At 70.9% G+C, this 25,358-nt stretch carries 24 protein-coding genes and 1 other RNA gene; 9 read left to right on the top strand and 16 right to left on the bottom strand.

Annotated features, from left to right (window positions below; translation table 11 throughout):
- Nucleotides 1-25: 25 nt before the first annotated feature.
- From rfbA to rfbC, 4 genes are all read right to left on the bottom strand, one after another.
- Nucleotides 26-916 carry a glucose-1-phosphate thymidylyltransferase RfbA gene (gene rfbA, locus FV233_RS07840; RefSeq protein WP_147855039.1) on the bottom strand — a complete coding sequence of 297 codons (891 nt, stop codon included), beginning with the start codon at nucleotides 914-916 and terminating at the stop codon, nucleotides 26-28.
- Nucleotides 913-1,818, bottom strand: a complete 906-nt coding sequence (rfbD, locus tag FV233_RS07835; RefSeq protein ID WP_147897141.1) for a dTDP-4-dehydrorhamnose reductase — start codon at nucleotides 1,816-1,818, stop codon at nucleotides 913-915. Before rfbD ends, rfbA begins: the two co-directional genes overlap by 4 nt.
- Nucleotides 1,818-2,867: a dTDP-glucose 4,6-dehydratase gene (gene rfbB / locus FV233_RS07830; protein ID WP_147897140.1), complete on the bottom strand. Its 1,050-nt coding sequence runs from the start codon at nucleotides 2,865-2,867 to the stop codon at nucleotides 1,818-1,820. The genes rfbD and rfbB overlap by 1 nt, the downstream gene beginning before the upstream one ends.
- A gap of 109 nt (nucleotides 2,868-2,976) precedes the next feature.
- Complete coding sequence (gene rfbC, locus FV233_RS07825) at nucleotides 2,977-3,528, bottom strand: dTDP-4-dehydrorhamnose 3,5-epimerase (protein ID WP_147897154.1); 552 nt, start codon at nucleotides 3,526-3,528, stop codon at nucleotides 2,977-2,979.
- 286 nt (nucleotides 3,529-3,814) lie between these two features.
- On the opposite strand from rfbC, the gene FV233_RS07820 reads away from it, so the two are divergent.
- Nucleotides 3,815-4,747: a hypothetical protein gene (locus FV233_RS07820; RefSeq protein ID WP_147897139.1), complete on the top strand. Its 933-nt coding sequence runs from the start codon at nucleotides 3,815-3,817 to the stop codon at nucleotides 4,745-4,747.
- A gap of 12 nt (nucleotides 4,748-4,759) precedes the next feature.
- Here the strand turns inward: FV233_RS07820 and FV233_RS31610 are convergent, their stop codons facing one another.
- From FV233_RS31610 to miaA, 5 genes are all read right to left on the bottom strand, one after another.
- Nucleotides 4,760-8,326 carry a tubulin-like doman-containing protein gene (locus tag FV233_RS31610; RefSeq protein ID WP_147856452.1) on the bottom strand — a complete coding sequence of 1,189 codons (3,567 nt, stop codon included), beginning with the start codon at nucleotides 8,324-8,326 and terminating at the stop codon, nucleotides 4,760-4,762.
- 3 nt (nucleotides 8,327-8,329) lie between these two features.
- On the bottom strand, nucleotides 8,330-8,818 hold the full coding sequence (locus FV233_RS07810) for a hypothetical protein (protein WP_147897138.1): 489 nt from the start codon (nucleotides 8,816-8,818) through the stop codon (nucleotides 8,330-8,332).
- Nucleotides 8,815-10,374 (bottom strand): hypothetical protein, encoded by a 1,560-nt coding sequence (locus FV233_RS07805; protein WP_147897137.1) that lies wholly within the window; start codon nucleotides 10,372-10,374, stop codon nucleotides 8,815-8,817. The genes FV233_RS07810 and FV233_RS07805 overlap by 4 nt, the downstream gene beginning before the upstream one ends.
- Nucleotides 10,338-11,696, bottom strand: coding sequence for a hypothetical protein (locus tag FV233_RS07800; RefSeq protein ID WP_147857108.1), 1,359 nt, complete (start codon nucleotides 11,694-11,696; stop codon nucleotides 10,338-10,340). The genes FV233_RS07805 and FV233_RS07800 overlap by 37 nt, the downstream gene beginning before the upstream one ends.
- Nucleotides 11,697-11,849: 153 nt before the next feature.
- Nucleotides 11,850-12,752, bottom strand: a complete 903-nt coding sequence (miaA, locus tag FV233_RS07795) for a tRNA (adenosine(37)-N6)-dimethylallyltransferase MiaA (RefSeq protein WP_147897153.1) — start codon at nucleotides 12,750-12,752, stop codon at nucleotides 11,850-11,852.
- A gap of 26 nt (nucleotides 12,753-12,778) precedes the next feature.
- Between miaA and serB the strand changes: the two genes are divergently transcribed.
- Nucleotides 12,779-13,672 (top strand): phosphoserine phosphatase SerB, encoded by an 894-nt coding sequence (serB, locus tag FV233_RS07790; RefSeq protein ID WP_147897136.1) that lies wholly within the window; start codon nucleotides 12,779-12,781, stop codon nucleotides 13,670-13,672.
- 308 nt (nucleotides 13,673-13,980) lie between these two features.
- On the opposite strand, the gene FV233_RS07785 is transcribed toward serB, so the two are convergent.
- The 6 genes from FV233_RS07785 to FV233_RS07760 form a co-directional block, all read right to left on the bottom strand.
- Entirely contained in the window at nucleotides 13,981-15,531 is a 1,551-nt protein-coding gene (locus FV233_RS07785) for a Do family serine endopeptidase (protein ID WP_147857445.1), read from the bottom strand.
- Between the two features lie 107 nt (nucleotides 15,532-15,638).
- Nucleotides 15,639-16,592 (bottom strand): protease modulator HflC, encoded by a 954-nt coding sequence (hflC, locus tag FV233_RS07780; protein WP_147857461.1) that lies wholly within the window; start codon nucleotides 16,590-16,592, stop codon nucleotides 15,639-15,641.
- Nucleotides 16,589-17,782: an FtsH protease activity modulator HflK gene (hflK, locus tag FV233_RS07775; protein ID WP_147897135.1), complete on the bottom strand. Its 1,194-nt coding sequence runs from the start codon at nucleotides 17,780-17,782 to the stop codon at nucleotides 16,589-16,591. Before hflK ends, hflC begins: the two co-directional genes overlap by 4 nt.
- Before the next feature lie 292 nt (nucleotides 17,783-18,074).
- On the bottom strand, nucleotides 18,075-18,566 hold the full coding sequence (locus FV233_RS07770) for a dihydrofolate reductase (protein WP_147857355.1): 492 nt from the start codon (nucleotides 18,564-18,566) through the stop codon (nucleotides 18,075-18,077).
- Nucleotides 18,563-19,357: a thymidylate synthase gene (locus FV233_RS07765; RefSeq protein ID WP_147857356.1), complete on the bottom strand. Its 795-nt coding sequence runs from the start codon at nucleotides 19,355-19,357 to the stop codon at nucleotides 18,563-18,565. The genes FV233_RS07770 and FV233_RS07765 overlap by 4 nt, the downstream gene beginning before the upstream one ends.
- A gap of 110 nt (nucleotides 19,358-19,467) precedes the next feature.
- Nucleotides 19,468-20,313, bottom strand: coding sequence for a CPBP family intramembrane glutamic endopeptidase (locus FV233_RS07760; RefSeq protein WP_187278073.1), 846 nt, complete (start codon nucleotides 20,311-20,313; stop codon nucleotides 19,468-19,470).
- Here FV233_RS07760 and ssrA point away from each other — a divergent pair.
- The 4 genes from ssrA to FV233_RS31605 all read left to right on the top strand — a co-directional run bounded on the left by ssrA (nucleotide 20,305) and on the right by FV233_RS31605 (nucleotide 21,807).
- Nucleotides 20,305-20,686: a transfer-messenger RNA gene (gene ssrA / locus FV233_RS07755) on the top strand. The genes FV233_RS07760 and ssrA overlap by 9 nt on opposite strands.
- Nucleotides 20,687-20,752: 66 nt before the next feature.
- Nucleotides 20,753-21,367 carry a ClpXP protease specificity-enhancing factor SspB gene (locus FV233_RS07750; protein ID WP_147856589.1) on the top strand — a complete coding sequence of 205 codons (615 nt, stop codon included), beginning with the start codon at nucleotides 20,753-20,755 and terminating at the stop codon, nucleotides 21,365-21,367.
- 52 nt (nucleotides 21,368-21,419) lie between these two features.
- Nucleotides 21,420-21,668, top strand: a complete 249-nt coding sequence (locus tag FV233_RS07745) for a hypothetical protein (protein WP_238260008.1) — start codon at nucleotides 21,420-21,422, stop codon at nucleotides 21,666-21,668.
- A 4-nt stretch (nucleotides 21,669-21,672) separates the two neighbouring features.
- Nucleotides 21,673-21,807 (top strand): hypothetical protein, encoded by a 135-nt coding sequence (locus FV233_RS31605; RefSeq protein ID WP_279596777.1) that lies wholly within the window; start codon nucleotides 21,673-21,675, stop codon nucleotides 21,805-21,807.
- Nucleotides 21,808-21,842: 35 nt separating this feature from the next.
- Here the strand turns inward: FV233_RS31605 and FV233_RS07740 are convergent, their stop codons facing one another.
- On the bottom strand, nucleotides 21,843-23,249 hold the full coding sequence (locus tag FV233_RS07740; RefSeq protein WP_147897133.1) for a cytochrome P450: 1,407 nt from the start codon (nucleotides 23,247-23,249) through the stop codon (nucleotides 21,843-21,845).
- A gap of 122 nt (nucleotides 23,250-23,371) precedes the next feature.
- Between FV233_RS07740 and fumC the strand changes: the two genes are divergently transcribed.
- The 3 genes from fumC to FV233_RS07725 all read left to right on the top strand — a co-directional run bounded on the left by fumC (nucleotide 23,372) and on the right by FV233_RS07725 (nucleotide 25,310).
- On the top strand, nucleotides 23,372-24,787 hold the full coding sequence (gene fumC, locus FV233_RS07735) for a class II fumarate hydratase (RefSeq protein ID WP_147897132.1): 1,416 nt from the start codon (nucleotides 23,372-23,374) through the stop codon (nucleotides 24,785-24,787).
- Nucleotides 24,788-24,850: 63 nt separating this feature from the next.
- Complete coding sequence (locus FV233_RS07730) at nucleotides 24,851-25,054, top strand: DUF4169 family protein (protein WP_147856634.1); 204 nt, start codon at nucleotides 24,851-24,853, stop codon at nucleotides 25,052-25,054.
- A gap of 25 nt (nucleotides 25,055-25,079) precedes the next feature.
- Nucleotides 25,080-25,310: a ribbon-helix-helix domain-containing protein gene (locus tag FV233_RS07725; protein WP_147856633.1), complete on the top strand. Its 231-nt coding sequence runs from the start codon at nucleotides 25,080-25,082 to the stop codon at nucleotides 25,308-25,310.
- Nucleotides 25,311-25,358: the final 48 nt, after the last annotated feature.

Raw genomic sequence — 25,358 nt, 5'->3', positions numbered from 1 at the left:
CGGCCCCGGATCTCTCACTCGGGCGTCACCGCAGCGCCAACTCGTCCTCGCTCTCGCGTGCGAGGCGAAGCAGGTTCTGGCCGTAATTGGTCTTGGCGAACATCTCGCCGCGGGCGATCAGCTGGTCGCGGGTGATGAAGTTCTGGAGGAAGGCGATCTCCTCCAGGCAGGCCACCTGCAGGCCCTGGCGGTTCTGCAGGGTGCGGACGAACTCGCTGGCCTCCAGCAGGCTGTCATGCGTCCCGGTGTCGAGCCAGGCATAGCCGCGCGACATCCGCTCGACATAGAGCTGTCCGCGCTCGAGATAGGCCTCGTTGACGCTGGTGATCTCCAGCTCGCCCCGGGCCGACGGCTTCACGGCGGCGGCAATGTCGAGCACCTGGTTGTCGTAGAAGTACAGACCGGTCACCGCCCAGGTCGATTCCGGGTTCTGCGGCTTCTCGACGATCTTGGTCGGGCGCCCGCTCTTGTCGAGATTGACCACGCCGTAGGCCTGCGGGTTGTCGACGTGGTAGGCGAACACCGTCGCGCCGTCCTTGCGCGACCGCGCCTGGTTCAGCAACTCCCTCATGCCGGCGCCGAAGAACAGGTTGTCGCCCAGGATCAGCGCCACGTCGTCGGTGCCCACGAAGTCGCGCCCGATCACGAAGGCCTGGGCCAGGCCCTCCGGCCGCGGCTGCACCGCGTAGCTGAACTGCAGGCCGAACTGCTCGCCGGTGCCGAACAGGCGCTTGTAGTTGTCGAGGTGCTCCGGCGAGGAGATGATCAGGATCTCGCGGATGCCGGCGAGCATCAGCACCGAGATCGGATAGTAGATCATCGGCTTGTCGTAGACCGGCAGCAACTGCTTGTTGATCGACAGCGTGGCCGGGTGCAGGCGCGTGCCGGATCCGCCGGCCAGGACGATGCCCTTCATGGCTTGGAAGCTCCCTCTCGAACCGGCCCCACGAGCCGGTCGAGGATGTCGTCGAGCGCCGCCTGCCAGGGCCGCGGCGCGAGGCCGTAGGCCGCCGTCAGGCTGTCAGTGGACAGGCGCGAATTGGCCGGCCGCCGGGCCGGTGTCGGATAGGCGGAGGTCGGGATGCCGGTGACCGGGATCGACCGGCCCCCGCGCCGGGCGGACCCGGCCACGATCGCCTCGGCGAAGCCGTGCCAGGTGGTGGCGCCGGCATTCACATAATGGAACGTGCCGGTGGGCGCGTCCGCATCCTCGGCCAAGCGCTGCGCGATGGTCGCCAGGGCGGCGGCGAGGTCGGCCGCGGAGGTCGGGCAGCCATGCTGGTCGTCGACGACCGTGAGGGCGTCGCGCTCGCCGGCGAGCCGCAACATCGTCTTGACGAAGTTGCCCCGGTGCGGGCTCACCACCCAGGCGGTGCGCACGATCGCGTGGCGCGGGTTGGCAGTGCGCACGGCGAGTTCGCCCGCGGCCTTGCTGGCGCCGTAGACGCTCTGCGGGTCGATCGCCTCGTCTGGGGCATAGGCGCGGTCGGGCTTGGTGCCGGCGAAGACGTAGTCGGTCGAGACGTGAACGAGCGGGATTTTCTTCTGGGCCGTCGCGGCGGCCAGGATCGCCGGGGCGAGCGCGTTCAGGCGCCAGGCCTCGACGACGTCGGACTCGGCCTTGTCGACGGCCGTATAGGCGGCGGTGTTGATCACCGCCCGGTAGGCGCGCGCGTCCAGGGTCCGGGCGACGGCGCCCGGGTCGGTGATGTCGAGCTCGGCGCGGCTCGGCGCGTGCACCAAAACTCCGACCGGCCAGGCCAGGGCCTGCAGCTCGGTGCCGACCTGGCCGGCGCCGCCGAGGACCAGGAAGTCCATCAGCGGGTCAGCCCGAGGCGCTCGCCCGTGTAGCGGCCCTCGCGGATCGGGCGCCACCAGCTCTCGTTGTCGAGGTACCAGGCCACGGTCTCTTCGAGCGCCTGCTCGAAGGTCTTTTGAGGCTTCCAGCCGAGCTCGGTCTCGGCCTTGGTGCAGTTGATGGCGTAGCGCCGGTCATGGCCCGGCCGGTCGGTGACGAAGCTGATCAGCTGCTCGTGGGGCCCGTTCGCCGGCCGCAGCCGGTCGAAGGCCGCGCAGAGGGCCTTCACCACCGCGAGGTTGTTGCGCACTGCCCGCCCGCCGAGCAGGTAGGTGTTGCCGATCCGGCCACGCTCCAGCACGGCGACCAAACCCTTGGCGTGGTCCTCGACATGGATCCAGTCGCGCTCGTTCAGGCCGTCGCCGTAAACCGGCAGCTTCTTGCCCTCGAGGGCATTGAGGATCATCAGCGGGATCAATTTTTCCGGGAAGTGCCGCGGGCCGTAATTGTTCGAGCAGTTGGTCACCAGCACCGGCAGCCCGTAGGTCTCGTGCCAGGCGCGAGCCAGGTGATCGGACGCCGCCTTCGAGGCCGAGTAGGGCGAACGCGGGTCGTAGCGGCTGTCCTCGGTGAAGAACGCCTCCGGGGGCAGCGAGCCGTAGACCTCGTCGGTGGAGACGTGGAGGAACCGGAACGTCTTCTTCTCCGCCTCCGGCAGGGTCTCGAAATACCCGCGGGCCCCGTCCAGCATGGTCTGGGTGCCGATGACGTTGGTGCGCACGAACGCGCCCGGATCGGTGATCGAGCGGTCGACATGGCTCTCGGCGGCCAGATGCATCACCGCCTGCGGCTTGAAGTCGGCCATGGCGGCCTGCACGGCGGCGCGATCGCAGATGTCGGCCTCGACCAGCCGGTGGCGCGGGTTGTCGGCGAGCGGCGCGAGGGAGATCGGGTTGGCCGCGTAGGTCATCGCGTCGAGGGTGCAGACCTCGTGGCCGAGATCGTTGACGAGGTGCAGCACCAGCGCCGAGCCGATGAAGCCGCAGCCTCCGGTCACGAGAATGCGCATGGTGGGTCCCCTTCAAATCGTTCGCGTGCGGAAATGAACTGCCGGAAGCTAAAGACCGCCCGGCGTGACGGAAATACGGCCAGGCCGCACGGCGGCCGGAAACGCGGGATCAGAACACCCGGCCGAGATCGGCGAGCCGGGGCGCGCGGCGGTCCTTGTCGGACAGGATCGCGGCCTCGCCCGAGACCGGCCACGGGATCCCGATCTCGGGATCGTCCCAGGCCAGCGCCCGGTCGTGCTCCGGGCTGTAATAGGCGTCGACCTTGTAGGCGACCATGACGTCCGGGGTCAGGGTGCAGAAGCCGTGGGCGAAGCCGTGCGGGATGTAGAGCTGCTCGCCGCCCTCGGCGTCGAGCGTCACCGCCACGTACTTACCGAAGGTCGGCGATCCGCTGCGGATATCCACCGCCACGTCGAGGATCGTGCCCTGGAGCACCCGGATCAGCTTGGCCTGGGCCTGCGGGGCGACCTGGAAGTGCAGGCCGCGGATTGTGCCCTGCGGCGCCGAGAACGACTGGTTGTCCTGCACGAACGGGGTGGTGATCCCGGCCCGGGCCATCGCATCGGCTCGGAACGTCTCCGAGAACCACCCGCGCGCGTCGCCGAAGCGCTTCGGCTTGATGCGCTTCACGTCCGGGATTTCGGTCTCGACCACGTCCATGCCAGCGCGCCCCTCCCCGCGGATGCTGCCGGGCAGCCCCGCGGACCTCTCCGCCTCGGTCGTCCCGGGCATCGCGCCGGCCGCGCCGAGATCAACCTCGATGATCGCAGCGCGACTTCCGGTCATTCGCCGGCCGTGTCAAGGCGTGTTGGCTGCGGGGCCGCCGGTCGAGCGGCTGTCTCGGTGGTTGTTTTCGGGGGCGCAGTCTTGGCCGGAACGGGTTTCGCCAAAACAGTTCTGGCAAGAACGATTCGGCTTCGAGGATGATGCGGTCCAAGGAGAGCCGATGACGGGCTCGGTCGAGTCCCTGCTGCGCGACCACCTCGCCGACCCGGCCTGCGCCTGGAGCCTCGGCGCCTACGGGGCTGTGGCGGCCTTCTCCCGGGATCCGGCGGAGCCCGTCGTGTCCCGCGAGGGCGGCCGGATCGGGCTTGTGACGCCGCGGGGCGCGGTCGCTCTCGCCGCGACGCAGGATCTGGTGCCGTTCGCCTACGAGACCGGCTTCACCGACGGCTGGAGCCAGGCGGTCGCCCTATGCTTGCCTGCCCAAGCCTGTGCCATGGGCTGCCGCGCCGTGCTGACCGAACTCGGGCCGGACGATGCCGCTTCTCGGGCGCAAGATCGCGGGGCAATCCTGTTCGATCTCGGCCTCGGGCTCCGGGCGGTGGATGCCTGTGTGCGGGTGGCCGATCCCGGCCTGATCGACTGTCTGAGAGCCGCGTGCGGGCGACCGATCTTCGCGCCCGGCAATCCGGTCGGACCCATCCTGCTCGAGACAAGCCCGCATCGGGTGTTCCTGGCGCGCATCGGCCGGATCGAGGTCTACACGCCGATCCCGCCGGTCGGCGGCGCGAGCGCGCCGGGTCCGCATACGCACATCCTGCCCAAGCTCCTGCGGCTCGGCCGGACGCATGCGGCCACCGCTCCGATCCCGGCGGGCCTCGTGCCCTGCGCGGCGCTGCACCCGGCGCACCCGGCCAAGGACGCGACGGGCCGTCGGTCCGGCTTCGACGCCGCCCGCCACGCCGCGTTCGGAAGCCTGCTCGACGCCTGGGGCGACCCCGCGCTCACCGCGCTCAGCCGGACGGTGCTGGCCGGCGATGAGCCGGATCCCGTTTCGGCGAATAGCCGCTTCGCCCGCTCGGCGATCCGGGCGGCCCGGGCGCAGGTTGTGGCGATGCGTGGCTGGTGTGAATCCTTCGACCACCACCCTCGTTGACCGAAAACGCTCTCAGCGCGCTGGCGGCGGCGGAGGCGGTGGTGCCAGCAGCGGGGCGAGTGTCGGATGGTCGGCGGCGGCGATCCAGGCGCCTCCCTGCGGGTGGATCTGGGTGGCTGCGCTCAGGGTGCCGGCGCGCGCCTGTGCGACGAGTTCGGCGAGCGGGAACGGCCCTTCGACCGTGTCCCGGTAGACGTGGAAGAGAGCAGCCGGCGGCGGTGGCGGCGGGACGGACGCGGCCGGGTTGGCGAGCCGCATCAGGCCCTCCGTGGTGAAGGCTGAGGGCTCGATCACGCGCTTGTCCACGGCCCGTAGGAGCGGCGGGTCGGCCGGGTCGCGGTTGGCCTCCTCGGGGGGCACGTCGGCGAGGCTGCCCGGGATCGGTTTGGTCCAGTCCTCCACCCGGGCGAGCAGCGCGTCGGACAGCCGGTCCGGATCCCCCGGTAGGCCGCCGGCCTCGATGGCAGCCTGGCGCCAGCGCAGAGCAAGCGACACCGCGACCGCGTTGCCGACACCGCCGACCCGGGCCTCGGCGTCGAAGTTCACCGTCTCGCGCCGCGGTGCGTAGGCGCGCTTGGCAGTCCAGGCGAACAGGGCCGCCATGGCCAGAGTCTGGACCGGCGACAGGGCCGCCTCGGCTTCAGCGACCTGGGCCGCGATCGCCTCGCGCTGGACCCGGTCGAACAGCTTGCGCCGGAGGGTCCGCTCGGACCCGACGCTGCGCCAGTCCCCCGGCTCGAACGCGAAGCGCCACAGCCCGGTCTCCGGAGCGCGCTGGAGCAGGCCGAGGCAGACCGCGCGCAGGAACAGCGACAGGGTCTCGCGCAGGGCATCCGATTCCTCGGCCGAGGGGGCGACCGGGTCCGGGAAGCGGAGATAGTCCTTGTGGTTGTGGAGCGGGATCGCGTCGAGGCGGTCCAGTTCCTGCGCGTAGGCGGTCCGCCAGTCGCGGCGTAGGGGACCGAGCACGTCGAGCGGTACGCCCGACAGCTCGCAGTAGCAGACGATGCGGCCCCGCTGGCTCGATTCGAGAAAGCCGATCTCTCCGGCGCCCAGCACCGGTGGCAGGCTCGCCCGCAGGATCGGGCCGAATTCCGCCTGGAAGGCACGCGAGCCCTCCACCGCCAGGATCGTCTTGAACTGGTCGCCGCCCGGGCTGAAGGCGTCGAACCGTGCGTAGATCCAGGGCATGCAGCGCAGCAGCATCAGTTCCAGGGTCTCGCGCTGCTTTGCGGGCGGCAATTCGCGGAGCGCATCCAGCGCCGACGGGATGCGGGCGCGGTGCGGCCCGAGCCGGCGCCGGGCCATCTCGCGGACGGCGTTGAGCAGGTCGGCCCGGGTCTCCTCCTCGCGCAGCAGTGCGAAGATCGCCCGCGACCCGCCATAGGCGCGGAATGCCTCGCGCGCCCAGGCGAGCTGCTCGGCCGGGGCGACCGCGATCTTGTCCGGCAGGTCGCCGGAGGGCAGGACCAGGAAAGTGCCGCCTGACGGGCGCTCGATGGCGTTGCGGATCTCGGCGATGTCGAGGCGCAGCTCGCGCATCAGCCGGCCGACATCCTCGTGGCCCTGGTTCAGGGCGCCGAGCAGGCCGTCGTAGCGGGCTACGCCGGTCTCCGGGTCGCGCCCGGTCCGGGCGCCGAGCCTGGCGGAGACCCGGCGCAGCAGCTCGGCCCCCTCGCGGGCAGCCACGGCCCGGATGCGCAGGACGCAGGAGCCGCGCAGATCCTCCCGGGCCTGCTCCAGGTAGCGCTCGGCGTCACGCCGGTGCGAGAAGATCAGGCCGGGGCGGACCTGGTCGAGCCGACTCAGCGAGGCGGAGAAGTGCTCCGCCAGCATCTCGTCGGCGAGGCGGGCGTAGGTGTCTGCGGCGCCGGTGAGCCGGGCGAGCGCGCCGCCATCGGCCTCGATCAGGTCCTTCACGCCCTCGATCAGCGCCCGGGCGTAGTCGAGGCCGCCACGTTCCTGGTCGTCGAGGAGGCGATAGAGCGCGGCCGGCAAAGCGCCGTCCCGGTCGGAGAGCCAGGCCGCCTCGAGCTTGGCGCGCACGTCCAGCACTTCGGCGCCGCGGGGACCGTAGGCGGAGCCCGAGCCGGTGCGGCCCAGGATGTCGTCGCGCAGGCGCTCGGCTGCCTTGCGCAGGTTCGGCGCCCAGTCCCGGGGGCTGGCGATCTCGGCCTTGATCGCGTCCACCGCCTCCTCGACGCCCAGCGCCACCGATTCCTGGATCGAGGAGCCGTCCGCCCGCTGCAGCAGGGTGCCGACAAGGTCGTATTCGGGGATGCCGGGCGGGGCCGGCTGGAGCACCTTCGGAAACGCCTCGAAGGCGGAGAAGCGCAGGGCGAGCCGGTCGGCGGCGAAGCGGTCGCGCTCCTCCACCGTGGGGATGTGACGCTCCGCCAGACGCTCCCCTTGCCCGCGGGCGACGCCGAAGAACGCCTCGACCATGCCGAGGCCCGCCCGGGCGGCGTGCTCCTCGAATTCGAGGCTGCCGCGGGTGGCGAGCACCGCTTGGCCGAGCGCCGAGTAGTTCAGCGAGAACAGGGCGGCGCGGCCGGCGCGGTCCGGGCTCGGCGGCGCCCATTTGCGCATCTTGTGCTGCGTCTGGTTGACCCCCGTCGAGCGCTTGCGGCCTGAGAATTCGGAATTGCCGAAATCCTCGAACAGCACGTCGGCCATCATGTCGTAGAGGTCGCCGATCGCGCCGGTGCGCTGGTCGGCGAGGTTCTGGGTGTCGAACAGGTAGACGTCGCTGAACGGCCGCTCGACCCCGCGCGCCACCCGGGCGTGGTCGCCCCAGCTCTCGACATAGGGCGGCTCGGGATTGCCGCGCATGGCGTATTCGAGTTCGGACAGGGTGGCGACGCCGTTGGCGAAGACCCGGTCCTTGTTGGCCCCGACATAGCCCGAGGGCAGGACCAGGAAGAGGTCGACCGCGTCGGGCCGCTTGGGCGTCTCCAACGAGGAGATCGCGTAGCCGGCATCGATCACCGCCCCGGAGCCGGTTCCGCCGGCCACCGACGCCACCACGACGACGCGCAGGTCCGTGGAGGTGTCGAGGCCCAGCGCGCGCAGCTGCGCCTCGTTCGAGACGTTGGCCAGCACCGCGCCGGCCTTGGCGGTGAGCCGGTCGGTGAAGTTGCGCACCTCGTCGAAGAACAGCAGCCGCGCGATCGCGCGGATCTGGCCGGCGCCCTTCGAGGCGTCGATGCGCGACAGGTCCCGGGCGGGAAGCCAGGAATCGATGTGCGGGTAGCTGCGCCGCTCGGCCTGGTAGCGGGCGAGGTTGACCGCCTTCTGCAGGGTCTCGCCTTCGCGGAACGCCACCTTCGCCGAGAGTGCATCGGTGGCCGCCGCCCGGCCGGCCTCGCGGGCCTCCAGGGTGTCGGTGTCGAAGTACAGGAAGGATGCGGCCGGGAACTGGTCGAGGGCGCTGATCCGCGTCCCGTTCCAATCGGCCTGGAGGATCCGGCGGCGCAGGCGCAGTAGCACCTCCATGCCGGTGCCGCCGAGCGCCACGAACACGGTGGGGCGGACCTTCAGGAGTGTCTCGGTCTCGGCAGCGGGCCGGGTGTCAGCCATATCTCAGCGCCTCCGGTCGGGTGCGCGCAGGAACAGCACCAGGGCGGCGCAAAACAGCACGATGCAGAGCGCGAACCCGGCCGCCAGCCCCGCCCAGGCCTGCCAAAGCCGGCCGACCGTGGCGCTCACCAGGATCGACGCGGTGAGCATCAGCGCGGAGAACAGCATCCAGCTCGCGCCGTTGGCGGCGTCCAGCGTCGCGCGGCGGTTGATCAGGTGGGCGCGCACGCCCTGTCGGACGAACAGGAACAGCACCGCCAGCACCAATAAGGCGGCGGCGCCCAGCGCCAGCTCCGTGGTGGTCGGCCCCCGTTCGAGGCCGCTGAACGGGTTCGCCGGGGTGCTGGATTGAGCCGGCGGCGGCGCGGTCTGGAGCGGATCGGCCTGGGGCGCCGGGTTCTGCGGGGCGGGAATGGTGAAATCCTGGCCCGTTCGCGCCTGGACGCGGACGATCCCGGCAGGCCCAGCGCCGTCCCTGTACAAAAACATCATGCGCCGGATCCGGGCTCCTGGAGACGGGTTGCGCGGGCCGGCCCCCACAGGCCCGCCCGCACCTGCCAGCGGCTGCCGTCGGGGGCGCGGATCGTCTGGGCCCGGTACGGCCTGAGGCTCACCCGCTTCTGGGCAGTGCCGAGCGTCACGGTGTGCGGCCGGGTCCGGGTGGCGGCCACCGCCCCGAGGCCGGCGGCGGCGGCGAGCGCCAGCCCGCCGGAGGCGGCAGCGATGAGCGGCCAGGGCGAGAACGCCGCCTCGATCCGCACCGGCAGGCTCACCGAGGCTTCCGAGACGCCGCGATAATCGCGGAACAGGCCAGGCAGCCGGCCCTCCACGGCGCTCGCATCCCCAACCGGCCCGCCCATCTTGTCCCCGGACAACAATCCGCTGCCGAAGATCGGCCGCACCCGTTCCAGGAAGGCCGGATCCAGCGCCAGGCGCAAGTCCGCGAGGCGCAGAGTCAGTGTGCCATCCACGGTGCGGCCGTCGGACACCAGCCCGGCGAGGCCGCCCGGACGCGGGATCGGGGGCAGGGTCAGCACCACGGCGAGCGGCCCGCTCTCCGCCTGCGGCGCCAGGTCGGCGATGTCGGCGGGCGAGACCGCCGCCTGCGCCAGCCCGGCCCCCACTTCGCTCCAGCGCAGCGCCAGCCGGGCCGCCGCGACCCGCTGCGGATAGAGGTCGTTCCGCAGGTGGGCGGTGAGCCGCAGGACCGTCCCGGCCGAGGCGTCGGCCCCGCGCACCACCAGCACGCCGTTTTCCAGCCCGGCCTGCAACCCGCCGGCGTCGAGGCGATCGAAGCGCAGCGTCAGGCCGCCGGTCAGCACCGGCTTCAGGCTCACCGGCGGATGGCTGAACAGGGCCTTCAGTCCGGGTGCGGCCAAGGCGGCCTCGAGCGCCCGGCCGCCGGCCGCGCCGTAGCCGATGCCGTAGATGACGAAGCCGCCCTCCGAGAAGTTGCGACCCTTCAGGGGCATCCGAACCGGGTAGGCGACGATCCGGCTGATCGCGTCCGACCCGCGCAGCGCCGCGTAGAAGGCGGCGGTGTTCCGCTCGACCTCGGCGCTGTTGCCCGGGCTGTTCTTGTTGTTGGTGATCATCCAGATCACCCCATCCCGACCGCGCAGGCCGGTGCGGATCGCGCCGAGCAGCGCGCCGTTGAAGTCGGCGTCGGCATAGGCGGCGCTGCCGGCCTTGCGCGGCAGGTCGATCGCCGCGATCGCCGACCGGACCCGCGCGGCGTCGTAGGCGCCCTCGTACAGGATGCGCGGCGAGGGCCGGCCCGGGACCTGCCCGTCCTGGTCGAAGGTCGCCACGGCGAGGTCGGCCCCCGGGACCCGGGCCGCTGCCACCAGGGCCTCCACCAGCGGCCGGAACTGCGAGCCCTCGGCGGTGAGGAACGGCTCCATCCAGCCGGAATCCTGCACCAGGAAGACCTGCCGCACCGGCGCATCGGCGAGCGCGCGCCCACCGAGCAGGAGGGCGAGCATCAGCAAGGCCCGCAGGAGCGCCCGGCTCATGGAGCGCGCAGCCGCAGGGCGTGGCAGCGGCATTCCGACCGGCTCCACAGGTAGAGCACGCCATCGTGCACCAGCGCCCGCGCGTCGCCGATCCGCGACACCGCGAGACCCACCGGCAGCCGGCGCAGGCCGGCCCCATGGGCGTGGTGGAGCACGTGCCCGGTCACGGGCGCCGGCAGGCTCTCGCCGCGCAGGAAGCCCCCGCGTGGGCCGGGAATGTCGAGGGCGAGCAGGATTGTGTCGCGGGCCATCGCCAAGCGCGGCACCAGCAGGTTGCCGGTATGGGTGCCGAGGTTGAGCGTCTCCTCCGGAGCCTGCCAGGGCACATCGAACCGCTCCGCGCCGGCATAGGTGCAAGCCCCGGCCGCGAGATGCGGCCCGTCGAGCCCGTGGAGTCCGGGATCCGATGCCAGGGCGGCGACGTGGTAGCGGCCCGCGATCATGCCGAGCTGATGGTGCAGGTCGGCGCGGTCGCGCCACGGGGCCTGGGCGACCACCGGCGCGAAGCTGTCCGGCCAGGGCGAGACCCGGGTGTCGTCATCGAGCGTCCGGCAGGCGACGAACCCATCCGGACCCGTCCAGAACGAATCGCCGAGCCGGTTCATCCAGGGGCCGGCGAAATCCGCATCCGGCGCGGGGGCGTCGAGGTCGCGCACGGTGAGGACGGTCGATGCGGCCGCCATGCGGCACAGGTTCAGGCGTCCATGCCGCGCGCCCAGGGCAAGGATGTCCCCGCCCCGCCAGCACGGGGCCGACAGGAAGCGCAGCCCCGGCATCCGGACCTCGGCATGGTCCAGGCGGGACCCGAGCTGCGGCAGCCGCACGCCGACCAGCGTGTCGGCGGTGGCATAGGCGATGCCCCGGCGGCTCGCCGTCAGGCCCGACCCTACGGGAGCCGGGGGCAGCCGTCCGAGTCCGCCGAACCTGCTTCCGTCCCAGCCCTCGAACGCGCCCAGATTCTCCTGGAACAGGTAGAGCGCCGCCGGATGCCCGGCCCGGATCAGAAGAGGCACGCCGCTCGGCAGCGGCACCTCGGTGACGCTCTCGGCCTCGACGTCGAGGATCTCCGGGGCCGGTACCGGGACCGGCGGACCCAGGGCCACGCCGGTGCCGGGGGCGTACGCGAAGGCGCCCGGGAACGGCCGACCTTCGGCATCCCGGCGGATGCCGAGATGGGCGATGCGGGCATCCCCGGTGGCGATTGCGACCCCCGCTACCTCGGCCGCCACCGGCCGCCCGCCGGCGAAGCGCCAGATTTGGCGGCCGGGGAGGCTCGTGAGACGCGGGTCCGGATCGATCGGCCAGACGCCCTCCGGTGTGGCGCGGGCGAGCGGCGATGGGTCGTCCAAGCTCACAGGCACCGGTCCATGGGTGGGAAAGCGACGGGATCGTTCCCGATTTTTCGCGGGATGGGAAGGGCGGACGGGGAGAGGAGCGCGCGACTCACTGCGCGAGAGCCGATGCGCGCACATCGGAGCCTTTCAGGAGGCGTGAGCGCAGCGCATCCGTCACAGCTCGGCCGCCGCCTCCGGGTCCAGCCAGCGCCAGCCGGTTCCCATCTGGTGGCGGAACCAGGTGACCTGCCGTTTGGCGTAGGCCCGCGTGTCGGCCTGGCCGCGTGCGATTGCGTCCTCGAGATCCATTGCCCCGTCGAGATGGGCGATCAGCCCCGGCACGCCGTGCGCGCGCATCACCGGAAGCATCGGATCGAGCGCGCGGGCGCGCAGGCGGGACACCTCATCCAGCGCACCTTCGGCGATCATCGTCCGGAAGCGGGCGTCGATGCGGGTGCGCAGGACCGTGCGGTCGGGAGCCAGGAATAACCTTTGAAGGTTCTGGCCGGCCAAGGGCCCGGGCACCGGGTCGCCATGGAAACTCGCAATGGGCCGGCCGGTGGCCAAGAATATCTCCAGGGCACGCATCACCCGCATGCGGTCGCTCGGGCGCAGGCGCAGCGCGCCCGCGGGGTCGTGCCGGGCGAGGTCGGCGTGCAGCGCCTCGGTCGGGCGGCCCTCGGCTTCGCGGCGCACCTGCGCGCGCACCGCCTCCGGTACCGGCGGCAACTCCGAAAAGCCCTGTTCCAGGGCCCGGAAATACAGGCCTGTGCCGCCGACGAAGACCGGCAGGCAGCCGTCGAGCATCGCCAACAGTGCGGTCACGTCCCGGGAAAACTGTCCCACGGAGTAGTTCACGGCTCCGTCGACATGGCCGTAGAGCCGGTGGGGCACGCGGACCTCCTCGTCGGGGTCGGGCCGGGCGGTGAGGCGGCGCAGATCGCCGTAGACCTGCATGGAATCGGTGTTGATCACGACGCCGCCGTGGCGCTCGGCCAGCCGGGCGGCCAGCGCCGACTTGCCCGACGCGGTAGGCCCTGCGATGAGGATCGCCGCCGGGCGCCCCCCGGCCTCCATCCGGTCTGGCAAGGCGAACCTCCACGATGCTGGTCGCGGTCCTGATAGCAAACCCGGCTCGGCCGTCCATCACCGACGCGGTGCTGACCGAGGCGCGCGCCGCGCTCGGGACGGAGCACCCGCCGCGGATCCTGCACGGAGAGGTCGCCGCCGAAATCCTGGTGCCGGGCGATCCCGCCGACGCCGGTGCCCTCACGGAGCGGCTGCGGAGTGCGCTCTCCGGCGAGCCGATCGACCTCGCGGTGTTGCCGGTCGATGCGCATCGGCGCAAGCGCCTGTTCCTGGCCGACATGGATTCGACCATGATCGAGCAGGAATGCATCGACGAACTCGCCGGGACGCTGGGCCTCAAGGATCATGTCGCGGCGATCACCGAGCGGGCGATGCGCGGCGAGATCGCGTTCGAGCCGGCGCTGCGCGAGCGCGTGGCGCTGCTTAAGGACATCCCGATCACGGCGGTGGACGGGCTCATCGCCGAGCATCTCAGCCTCACCCCGGGCGGGACGACGCTGGTGCGGACGATGCGAGCGCATGGCGCCCGGACCTGCCTCGTCTCCGGGGGCTTCACCCTGTTCACCGGCCCGATTGCCGGGATGATCGGTTTCGAGGAGCACCGGGCCAACGTGCTCGGCGTCGCGGACGGACGGCTCACCGGCACCGTGGAAGACCCGATCGTCGGCAAGGCCGAGAAGCGCGCCACGCTGATCGAGCTGCGCGACGGCCTCGGGCTCGGCCCCGCCGAGACCCTGGCGGTCGGCGACGGCGCCAACGACCTCGACATGTTGGCGGAAGCCGGCCTCGGCGTGGCCTTCCGGGCCAAGCCCGCGGTGGCCGCCGCCGCCCGGGTCCGGATCGAGCACGGCGACCTCACCGCGCTGCTGTATCTGCAGGGCTACGCTGCGGCCGAGTTCGTGGCGTGAGGTTCAGTGGATGAGGATCCGGACGAGCGTGACGACGGCACCCAGAGTCGAGCCGCTTCGCGGCGCGTTTCGTACCGGGTCCCGGATCAGGTTCCGCTTCGCTTCACCTGTCCGGGAAAGGGGCGGGGCCGCATGAAACGCCACGCCCTTTCCCAGGCGCATGCAGCGTCAGCGCGGCAAGCGACCTAGAACCCAGCGCAAAACTGCCGCGTAGCGGCTCCCCCTGAGCCGCCTGGCCTTGTCCCAAAAATAAAGGCCGCCGCATCCGTCCGGAGCGGCGGCCCTAGGCCCCTCGATAAGGGACCGACTTATTCGAGCCCGATCGCCACGAAGCGCACGTCGCCTGTGGCGCTCGCCACCAGCAGCAGCACGGACTTGCGCCCGTCCTTCTTCAGGGCCTCGACCCGCTTGGACACCTCGGCGGGGGTGTTGACCGCTTCCTGGCCGACCTCGACGATCACCTCGCCGGGCTGGATCCGCTTGTCGGCGGCGGTCGAGTTCGGGTCGACCCGGGTGACGACCACGCCCTTCACGGTGTCCTTGATGGAGTACTTCTTGCGCAGCTCGTCGGTGATGCCGGAGAGGTTGAGGCCGAGCGCCTGACGGGTCGCGCTCTCGGCTTCGGGCTGGCGCAGGTTGGCGAGCTGCGGCTTGTCGGTGTCCTCGAGCCGGCCGAGCGTGACCGGCTTGGTCAGCTCCTCGCCCTTGCGGACGACGACCACGTCGACCTTCTGGCCCACGGGCGTCGAGGCGACGATCCGGGGCAGGTCACCCGAGGCCTTCACCGGGGCGCCGTTGAACTTCAGGATGACGTCGCCGACATCGATCCCGGCGGTCTTGGCCGGTCCCTTCTCGTCGACCCCGGCCACCAGCGCGCCGCGCGCGCCGCCCTTGAGGTTCAGCGCCTCCGCTGTGGCGTCGTCGACGTTCTGGATGCGCACGCCGAGCCAGCCGCGGCGGACCTCGCCGAAGTCGCGCAGCTGGTCGATGACGGGCTTGGCCGTATCCGACGGCACCGCGAAGCCGATACCCACCGAGCCGCCGGTGGGCGACAGGATCGCCGTGTTGATGCCGATCACCTCGCCGTCCATGTTGAACAGCGGACCGCCGGAATTGCCCTTGTTGATGGCCGCGTCGGTCTGGATGTAGTTGTCGTAGGGGCCGGACTCGATGTTCCGGCCGCGCGCCGAGACGATGCCGGCCGAGACCGAGCCGCCGAGGCCGAACGGGTTGCCGATGGCGATCACCCAGTCGCCCGGGCGCATCGTGTCGGAGTTCCCGAACGGGACGGCTTTCAGCGGACGCTCGGCGGTGGGCTTCACCCGCAGCACAGCCAGGTCGATCTTCGAGTCCTTGCCGATGATCTCGGCCTTCAGCTTGGTGCCGTCGTGCAGGATCACCTGGATGTCGTTGGCGTCGCCGATGACGTGGTTGTTGGTCACCACGATCCCGGACGTATCGATGATGAAGCCGGAGCCCAGGGAGTTCGACTTGCGCTGCTGGCGCGGCGAATCGTTGTCGCCCCGCTCGCCGCCCTTGTCGCCGCCCTTGCCCCCGCGGCGGTTGAAGAACTCCTCGAACAGGTCCTCGAAGGGCGTGCCCGGGGGCAGCTGCGGCATGGTGCGGCTGCTGCGCGCATCGACCGTGGTGGAGGCGGAGATGTTGACCACCGCGTCGGTGACCTGATCGGCGAGGTCGGCCAGCGAGGCCGGACCCTTGGCGAAGGCCGGGGCCGGCAGGGACGCGGTCGCGAACGAGGCGCCGACCAGGATCGCCGCCATGAACGAGCGTGTGCGGGAACGGGGCTGCGCCTGCGCGCGGCCGAAGGGCGCCCGGGGGGCGCTCGCGACGGGGTGCATGGTCGACCTCTTCAAGAACGCGTTTCCGGTTTCGCGGGCCGCCGACCGGGATCGGCAGCCCGCGCATTTTCTTGCATCGTAGTCCGCCGGCGCCGGGGCGCCAGCGGTCAGCGCGTCGCGCCCGTCGAGGCGGTCGGGTCCGTGGGCCCGCGGGGCGTACGCGGCGCCGAAGCCGTCGCCCGACCCTGAGGGTCGCTGAAGTAGCGGAAGAAGTCCGAGCTGGGGCTGATCACCAGCCGCGTGTCGGAGCCCTTCAGCCCGGTCTCGTAGGCCTGCATCGAGCGGTAGAAGCTGAAGAAGTCCGGGTCCTTGCCGAACGCCTCGGCGAGGATCCGGTTCTTGTCGGCGTCGCCCTGGCCGCGCAGCTGCTCGGACTTCTGCGTCGCCTCCGCGAGGATCACGGTGACCTCGCGGTCGGCCTTGGCGCGGATTGTGGCGGCGCTCTGGTCGCCGTTGGCGCGGATGTCGGCGGCCTCGCGCTCACGCTCGGTCTTCATCCGCTTGTAGACGGCGGCCGAGTTCTGCGCCGGAAGGTCCACCCGGGTCATGCGCAGGTCGACGATCTCGATGCCGAGCGCCTTGGCCTGCCGGTTCACGTCCTCCTGGATCTGGTGCATCAACTGGCCGCGCTCGGTCTTGACGATGGCGTCGCGGGTCGAGCGGGCGAGCACGTTGCGCAGGCCGGAATTGGTGAAGCTGGCGAGGCGCTGGTTGGCGAGCCCGATATTGCCCACCGCCTGGTAGAAGCGCAGCGGATCCAGGATGCGGTAGCGCGCGAAGGCGTCCACCTCGAGGTTCTGCCGGTCGGCGGTGAGCACCGTCTGCACCGGCAGGTCGAGGTCGAGCACGCGCTTATCGAAGATCACGACGTTCTCGACGAACGGCACCTTGAAGTAGAGGCCGGGCTTCTCTTCGCCGGTGGCGTTGAGCACGGCGCGGACGCGGCCGAACTGCAGGACGAGGGCCTGCTGCATCTGGCCGACGGTGAAGATCGAGGCGTAGAGCCCGATCGCGACGATCGCCGCGATGGCGATCAGGCCGGTGCGGAGAGCCTGTTTCATCGGGCGGCTCCCGTGGCGGCCGGGGACTGGGCGCGGGCCCCGAACTCGGTGAGCGGCAACACCGGCAGGACGCCCGCTGCGGCGCCCGAGCCCGGCTGTGCGCCGTTCTGGTCGATGATCACCTTGTTCACGGAGCCCAGAACCTTCTCCATCGTCTCCAGGAAGAGCCGCTCGCGGCTGATGGCCGGCGCGGCCTTGTAGGAGGCGTAGACCTCACTGAAGCGCGCGGCCTGGCCGGTCGCGTCGGCCGTCGCCTTCGTCCGGTAGGCCTCGGCCTGCTGGAAGATCTGCGACGCCCGGCCCCTCGCCTGCGGCACTTCGCGGCTGGCGTAGGTCTTGGCCTCGTTCTGTGCCGTGTCGGCGTCCTGTTGGGCGGCGTTCACGTCGATGAAGGCCGGACGGACTTCCGGCGGCGGGTTCACCGAGACGAGCTGCACCACCTCGATGCGGACGCCGGCGCCGTACTCGTCCAGCGCCTTCTGGACCATCTCCTTGACCTCCTGGGCGATGCTCGACTGCTCGTTGGTCAGGATCGCCTGGATGTTGCGGCGGCCGATCACCTCACGCATCGCGCTCTCGGAGATCGCCTTGATGGTGCCTTCGGGGTTCTGGAGGTTGAACACGAAGTCGGAGGCCTTGAGCGGGTTGATCCGCCACTGCACCTCGAAGTCGAGGTCGACGATGTTCTCGTCGCCGGTGAGGATCAGGCTCTCGTCCGGCACGTCGCGGTTGCGGCCCTGGCCCCCGGGCCCGGCGCGGAAACCGATCTGGATCGAGTTCTGCGAGCCGACATCCGGCTTGACCACGCCGCCGATCGGATAGGGGAAGTTGTAGCGCAGGCCCTCGCCCTTGGTGCCGACGTAGCGGCCGAAGATCGTCTCGATGCCGACCTGGCGCGGGTAGACGGTGTAGAAGCCGGTAGCGAGCCAGACCGCGACCGCAAGCCCCGCGATCACCGCGGCGCTGCGGCCGCCGCCGATGCCGCTCGGGCTTCCGCCGCCATAGCCGTTGCCGCTGTTGCCGCCGCCCGGGATCAGGCCGCGCAGGCGATCCTGCCCGCGCCGGACCAGGTCCTCAAGGTTGGGCGGGGTCTTGCCGCCGCCGCCGCTACCCCATGGGCCGCCGCCGTTGCCGCCGGGCCGACCCCACGGGCCGCCGCCGCCACCGCCGCTCTGATTGCTCCAAAGCATCCTAGCCGTCGTCTCCTGCCTGCCCGCACCCGGTCCGCACGCTGAGCGTGCTCCCCGGACCGCGTCTCCCTGCCTGAACGGCCACGCTCGCCCACCTCATCCCGCCCGCCGGCCCGTTCGCGGGACCGGTGGGTCGGTTTGGTGGCTAAACGCCTGCGCGGGCGACTCTTCTCGAGAGGCCAGGAGCCCCATGAGATCGCACGCCCGACAGGCACCTGCGGGTGTGCGCCCCACGCTGTCAAGGCTGGCAGGTGGGCACGCACAGGCCGGAACACAACCGCGGCGGCGCGCCTCAGCGGATGCGTGCCCAATCGACGAACGCGAAGGCGTGCTCGTCGCGCGGGCCGGCCGGGTGTGCCTCGCGGAAGGTCTCGCGGAACGCAACCCGATCGAACGTGGGGAAGCGCACGTCCCCCTCCGGCTCGGCCTCGACTTCGGTGAAGTGGAGCCGGTCGGCATGCGGCAGGGCGAGGGCGTAGATCTCGGCCCCGCCGACCACCATCAGCTCCGGGCCGGAAGCGGCCGCGACGGCGGCGTCCCAGTCGTGGACGACCTCGGCGCCCTCGGCGCGGAAGCTGGGATCCCGGGTGAGCACCAGGGTGCGGCGGCCCGGAAGCGGACGGCCGATCGAGGCCCAGGTCCGCCGGCCCATCAGCATCGGCTTGCCCATGGTCAGCGCCTTGAACCGCTTTAGGTCGCTGGACAGGTGCCAGGCGAGCCCGTTGTCGCGGCCGATCACGCCGTTGCGGGCGAGCGCCGCGACCAGCGAAATGGTCGTGCTCATACCGCCACCGGGGCCGAGATGGCCGGGTGCGGGTCGTAATTCTCGATGGCGATGTCCTCGTACCGGAAGGCGAACAGGTCGCGAACCTCCGGGTTGAGGCGCACCTGCGGCAGCGGGCGCGGCGCCCGGTCCAACAGGGTCCGTGTCTGCTCCAGGTGGTTCATATACAGATGCGCGTCGCCGAACGTGTGGACGAAGTCGCCAACTGCGAGCCCAGTTACCTGGGCGATCATGTGGGTCAGGAGCGCGTAGCTCGCGATGTTGAACGGCACGCCCAGGAAGGCGTCGGCCGAACGCTGGTAGAGCTGGCAGGATAGGCGGCCGTCGCTCACGTAGAACTGGAACAAGCAGTGGCAGGGTGCGAGCGCCATCCGGTCGAGGTCCGCCGGGTTCCAGGCCGAGACGATCAGGCGGCGGGAATCGGGATTGCGCCGGATCTCGCCGAGCAGCCAAGCGATCTGGTCGACGCTGCCGCCATCGGGCTTGGCCCAGGAGCGCCATTGCCGGCCGTAGACCGGGCCGAGGTCGCCGTGCTCGTCGGCCCACTCGTCCCAGATCGTCACGCCGTTGGCCCGCAGGGCGGCCACGTTGGTGTCGCCGGCCAGGAACCAGAGCAACTCGTGGATGATCGAACGCAGGTGCAGCCGCTTCGTGGTGACCAGCGGAAAGCCCGCGGACAGGTCGAAGCGCATCTGGTGGCCGAACACCGAGAGCGTTCCGGTGCCGGTGCGGTCGTCCTTTACGGCGCCCTCATCGAGGATGCGCCGCAGCAAGTCGTGATAAGCGTCCATCGAGCACTCCAGAGCACCAGAATGGCGGCTGGCATGTTCCAACCCCGTATAGGAGCATTGGGGGTGTGAGTCTCGATGCGGGACGAGCGTCCCCTTTACAGGCGGATGCGCTACCCCGGCCACAGCACGTATGTCACCAAGGCGAGGTTCGACCAGCCGTGCAACGCGATGCCGGGCCACAGCCGGCCGGTGCGCCAGCGCAGCCAGCCGAGCACGAGCGCGAGCGGCAGCAGCGAGACCGGCCGGGCGAGCCCCCAGGACGAGACATGCGCCGCCGCGAAGATCACCGCCGTGACCAGCACCGCGCCCAACGGCCCCAGGGCCTCCCGGGCGCGGGCGAAGGCCTCCCCGCGCAGCAGCAACTCCTCGGCCACGGGCGCCAGCACCGCGAGATAGAGCAGCCAGGCCGCGACCGCGCTCTGGCTCATGAACGGCGACAGCCTCACCCGCTGGCCGAAGCTCGCGCCGAACAATTCGGCGGTCCCTGTGACCCAGGCGATGTGCAGCACCGGCCACACCAGCAGGAGTCCCAGCAGCACGACCGGCCGCATCCCGTTCGGGCGCTCTCGGTCGAGGGCGAGGCGGCGGCGCCAGCCCGCGGGGTCGCGCCACCAGGCCCCGCCCAGCACCAGGGCGGCGAGGTAGATCTGGCGCAGGGCATCGACCGCGAAGGCGCGGTGCGCGAGGTCCACGGCGCCGAGGAACGGGCGGCGCTCGGTCGGCAGGAACGGATCGATCCCCGCCCACAGGTCGAACCCGACCCGGACGGTCACCAGGGAGAGCAGGCTCGCGGCGCCGAGATAGACGATCACGAGGCCGACCAGCAGTGCGAGCCGCCAGATCACCCCCCAGATCCGGTCGAGCACGGGCGCGGGGACGCTCGACTGCGCACTTCCGGCAACAGCCTGGTCAAGAGGTTCGCCCTGAGACAGTGGCGCGACACGATCGGGCTTCAAAACCGGACCGATCCCCTCTATATCTTGGGAGCCGGTCGCGAGGCCGGCTATGGCGATAAACGATCTTCGCAATAAACCGATCGGACCCGGGGGCGGTACCCGGCGCCTCCACCTGAGCCCAGGACCGATGGCCGCAAGGCCAACGGAGTTCGACTGGTCTCAGGCGGGGGCGAAGCAGGTTCGACGACGGCGTAAGGGTTGATCTTTCGTTCGGCATGGTTCCGCCGTTATCGGGCCTTTGCAAGAGTTGCCAACGACACTTTTGCTTCGGTGGCGGGGGCCGCGTAAGCGGTCTCCAAGATCGGTCTCAAGTCCTCGCGGTTCTCGCCGCAGAGGCGGGGCATGAAGGCGCCCGGCACCAGAAGCCGTCACTCATTTCCTCGGTCCGGCCATCCGCGGCGGGGCGCCGGGCGCAGACCGGGCTAGAGCGCGACCGCAGATGGCAGACGACCTGATTCGCTACGATCTCCTGGTGCAGGACGCCCTCCGCGGCGTCGTCCGCAAGGTGCTGACCGATGCCGCCCGGGACGGGCTGATGGGAGACCATCACTTCTACGTCTCGTTCCGGACTGAGGCGCCCGGCGTGCGGATGTCGCAGGCCCTGCGCGAGAAATACCCGCAGGACATGACCATCGTCCTGCAGCACCAGTTCTGGGACCTCAGCGTCCACGAGCACACGTTCGAGGTCGGCCTGTCCTTCTCGGGCGTGCCGGAGCGGCTGCTGGTGCCGTTCGACGCCCTGTCGGGCTTCTTCGACCCGTCCGTGCAGTTCGGCCTGAAGTTCGACCTCACCGAGGCCGGCGAAGTGCCCGAGGAGGCCAACGCCGCCCCGGCTAAGGCCGGCCCGCGCGGGGCGGGCTCCGAGCCCAGTGAGGTCCGGCCCAAGGGGTCCGGGCTCGCGACGATCGGCTCGGCCGCCCCGAAGGGCCTGCCGGCCCCCGCCGCGCAAGGCGACAAGCCCGACGAGAAGGCTCCCCGCCCCGCCGCCAAGAAGGACGGCGAGGAGGGCAGCGCCGAGGTGGTGAGCCTAGACGCGTTCCGGAAGAAGAACTGAACTCTCCGGGCCGAATCAACGGCCCAGGGCTTCATCGGTGGACGAGACTGTCGTGCAGCCGATCCTGTCGGCGGCGGAGCGCAAGCATCGCGCGAAACGCTTCGACGAAGGCGTGAAGCTTATCGCGACCTTCTTCAACGCTACGGCGATCCTCACGCTCGGAACGGCGTTCATCAGTCCGCTGGTTCAGCATCCCGCGGATGTGTTCACCAACAACGGCTGGGCTTTCCTGCTCGCGTCCGTCATCCTACATCTGATCGGACAGATCGCGCTTCGGGTGTTTCTGCGCGCCGAGGAGTAGCTGGATGCCCCAGAGCTATGCCCTTCAGATCCTGATGATCGCCGTCGCCATGTCGGTGCTCGGCCTCGGGGGCCTCTTCGTGGCCGCGCGCATCTACGATCGCAACACGCGCCGGCTCGAAGCGCGCCGAGGTGATTGAGACCGGCGCGCGCTGAGAGCTGGTGCCTGCCGCCTTTAGCCCCGCAGCTCCGCCTCCATCCGCAACCCATGCTCCGGCCGCAGCGTCACCCGGTGGAGCGGGCTGACCGGCGGGTGGTCCGCCGGAAGGTGGAAGCGCACCGCCCGGACCACATGGGCCAGCACGATCACCGCCTCCTGGATGGAAAAGCTCTGGCCGATGCAGACCCGCGGGCCGGCCCCGAAGGGCAGGTAGGCGAAGCGCGGGATCGCGTCGCGGTTCTCGGGCAGGAACCGCTCCGGCATGAAAGCCTCCGGGTCCTGCCACAAGGTCAGATGGCGGTGGAGCACCCAGGGCGCCACCATCACGAGCGAGCCGCGCGGGATCTTGATCCGGCCGAGCCGGTCGTCCCGGGTCGCCTGCCGGCTGAGGAACGGCACCGGCGGGAACAGGCGCATCGCCTCCTCGATCACCGCCCGCGTGTAGGGCAACTGCTCGACGGCGAAGTCGCCCGCGCCCGCGGCGTCGACCTCGGCCTCGACCCGCGCCTGCGCGGCCGGATCCTGCGACAGGCAGTAGAGTGCCCAAGTCAGCGAGTTGGCCGTGGTCTCGTGGCCGGCCGCGATGAAGGTGACGATGTTCGCCTTCACGGCGAGGTCTGACAGCCCGTTGCCGGTCTCGGGGTCCTGGGCGGCGAGCAGGAGGGTCAGCAGGTCGCGCGGCGCATCGCCCTGCGCCATCGCCGCCTTGCGACGGGCGATCAGTTCGTCGACCACCTCGGCGAAGAAGCGCCCGGCCGGCCGCGCCCGCAGGCGGCCGATGCGCGGCACGAAGTCGGGCACCCCGAACACGTCGAGCGGGTCGATCGGCCCCACCGCCTCGAGGAACCGCGTGATCGCGCGGCCCAGGGCGTCGGGATCGCCCGGCAGCCCTTGGGTGAAGATCGTCCGCTCCAGCACGTCGAGGGTGACGCGGGTCATCTCCAGCGCCACGTCGACCTTCTTGCCGCCCCGGCGGGCGAGGCGGCGTCCCAGCTTGGCCCCCGCCGCGTTCATCGCATCGGAGAAGCCCTGGACCGTGCGGGCGTTGAAGATGGGGGCGAGCGTCCGGCGCTGGAGCCGCCACTCGTCGCCCTCGGCGCTGAGCAGACCGTTGCCCAGGCCCGGCGCCAGCACCCGCCGCTGCAGGTCGTCCTTGCGGTAACCCTCGACGTTCTCGACCAACAGGTAGCGAATCAAAGACGGATCGCTGACCACGGTGATCCGGCCCATCGCGCCCTCGGCGGCCACGACCGGCTCCTTGAAGTGCACGTCCATCCAGGTGGTGATCGGGTTCTTGCGGGCGGCCCGGAGGAACTCGAACAGGCCCAGCGGTTCGCGCAGCGGGCGCGGCACGGGCGGGCGGAATCGCGCGGACGCGCCCTCGGCCAGATCGCGGTCGGTTCGGTCGATCGTCGCGCTCATCGGCTCCCTATCCGGCGGGAACAGAGCCCCGCGCTTGTCCGGCGCCGGGGAAAAACCGGCATCGCGATTCATCCGCGCCTCATTTAAGTAGGCACCGCACTGCACCAAACGTAGAGGCCACGATGTCGCCCACCGAGACCGGAACCGCCACCCGCACCGAGTCCGACACCTTCGGGCCGATCGAGGTCCCGGCCCACCGGTACTGGGGCGCGCAGACCCAGCGCTCGATCCAGAACTTCAAGATCGGCACCGAGCGCATGCCGGCGCCGCTGGTCCACGCCCTGGGCCTGGTGAAGCAGGCCGCCGCGCTGGTGAACAAGGATCTCGGCGCGCTGGAGCCCAAGCTCGCCGACGCCATCGCGGCGGCCGCCGCCGAGGTCGTGGCCGGCCGACACGACGACGAGTTCCCGCTCGTGGTCTGGCAGACCGGCTCGGGCACGCAGTCGAACATGAACGCCAACGAGGTCATCGCCAGCCTCGCCAACGAGGCCCTGGGGGGTAAGCGTGGCGGCAAGACGCCGATCCACCCGAACGACCACGTCAACCGCGGCCAATCCTCCAACGACACCTTCCCGACCGCCATGCACATCGCGGTCGCCCGGGAGATCAGCGGCCGGCTGATGCCGGCGCTGACCCACCTGCACACGGCGCTGGACGCCAAGGCCAAGGCGTTCGAATCGATCGTCAAGATCGGCCGGACCCACCTGCAGGACGCGACCCCGGTCTCGCTGGGCCAGGAATTCTCGGGCTACGCCGCCCAGGTGGCGCTCGGCGGCTCGCGCGTCGCCGCGACGCTGCCGGGCGTGCTGGCGCTCGCCCAGGGCGGCACCGCGGTCGGCACCGGCCTCAACGCGCATCCCGACTTCGCGGAAAAATTCGCCGCCCAGGTCGCGGCGCTGACCGGCCTTCAATTCACCAGCGCCGACAACAAGTTCGAGGCGCTCGCGACCCACGACGCTCTGGTGTTCACGCAAGGAGCGCTCTCGGCGCTGGCCGCCGGCCTGTTCAAGATCGCCCAGGACATCCGCCTGCTCGGCTCCGGCCCGCGCTCGGGCCTCGGCGAGCTGTCGCTGCCCGAGAACGAGCCGGGCTCCTCCATCATGCCCGGTAAGGTCAACCCGACGCAGTGCGAGGCGCTGACCATGGTCTGCTGCCAGGTGGTCGGCAACGCCACCACGGTGAGCTTCGCCGGCTCGCAGGGTAATTTCGAGCTGAACGTGTTCAAGCCGGTGATCGCCAACGCGGTGCTGCAATCGATCCGGCTGCTCGCCGACGCCGCGGTGAGCTTCACCGACAATTGCGTGGTCGGCATCAAGGCCAACGAGGACAAGATCGCCGACCTGATGAGCCGCTCGCTGATGCTGGTGACCGCGCTCGCCCCCTCGATCGGCTACGACAAGGCCGCCGAGATCGCCAAGACCGCCCACAAGAACGGCACCACCCTCAAGGAGGAGGCGCTGCGCCTGGGCTACGTGACCGAAGAGGAGTTCGAGCGCGTGGTCCGGCCGGAGACGATGCTGGCCCCCAGCGCCGATTGATTTTTTTGAGACTTGGCCGGTGCGGGTTGTCCTGCGCCGGCCGCGGGAACCGGGAGGCGATCCGTGGCCGAGATCATCAACCTGCGCCAGGTCCGCAAGGCAAAGGCCCGCGCGGCCGAGGAGTCGAAGGCCGCGGACAACCGGATCGCCTTCGGGCGGCCGAAGAAGGCCAAGACTCTGCAGCAGCGGCGCAAGGCCCTTGAGGTCGAGCGCCACGAAGGCCACCGGCTCGAACGCGACGAGCCGGATCCGGACGCGACCGTATGACCGGTTCACGTGCGGCCCGCGCGGCGTGAGCGCGGGCATCAGCAAGCGCTCCGTGGTGATCGCCGGCCACCGCACCAGCGTATCCCTGGAGGATCCGTTCTGGGTGGCGTTGCGGGAGGTTGCGGAGGCGCGCGACCAGTCGGTCCAGGCACTGGTCGGGGCTATCGATGCCGGGCGCGGCGGCCAGAACCTGTCCTCGGCGATCCGGGTCTTCGTGCTGGACGCCGTGCGGGCCGGACCGCTCGGCAAATCGTGAGCGCGATCGGGCTGCGCCGCCCTTCCGCTCCCCGTCCGTCCGTGTGAT

The organism is Methylobacterium sp. WL7 (assembly GCF_008040085.1).
In the GTDB taxonomy this organism is placed as follows: domain Bacteria; phylum Pseudomonadota; class Alphaproteobacteria; order Rhizobiales; family Beijerinckiaceae; genus Methylobacterium; species Methylobacterium mesophilicum.
The sequence above is the reverse complement of the archived record's forward strand: the minus strand, read 5'-3'. Positions and strand labels throughout refer to the sequence as shown.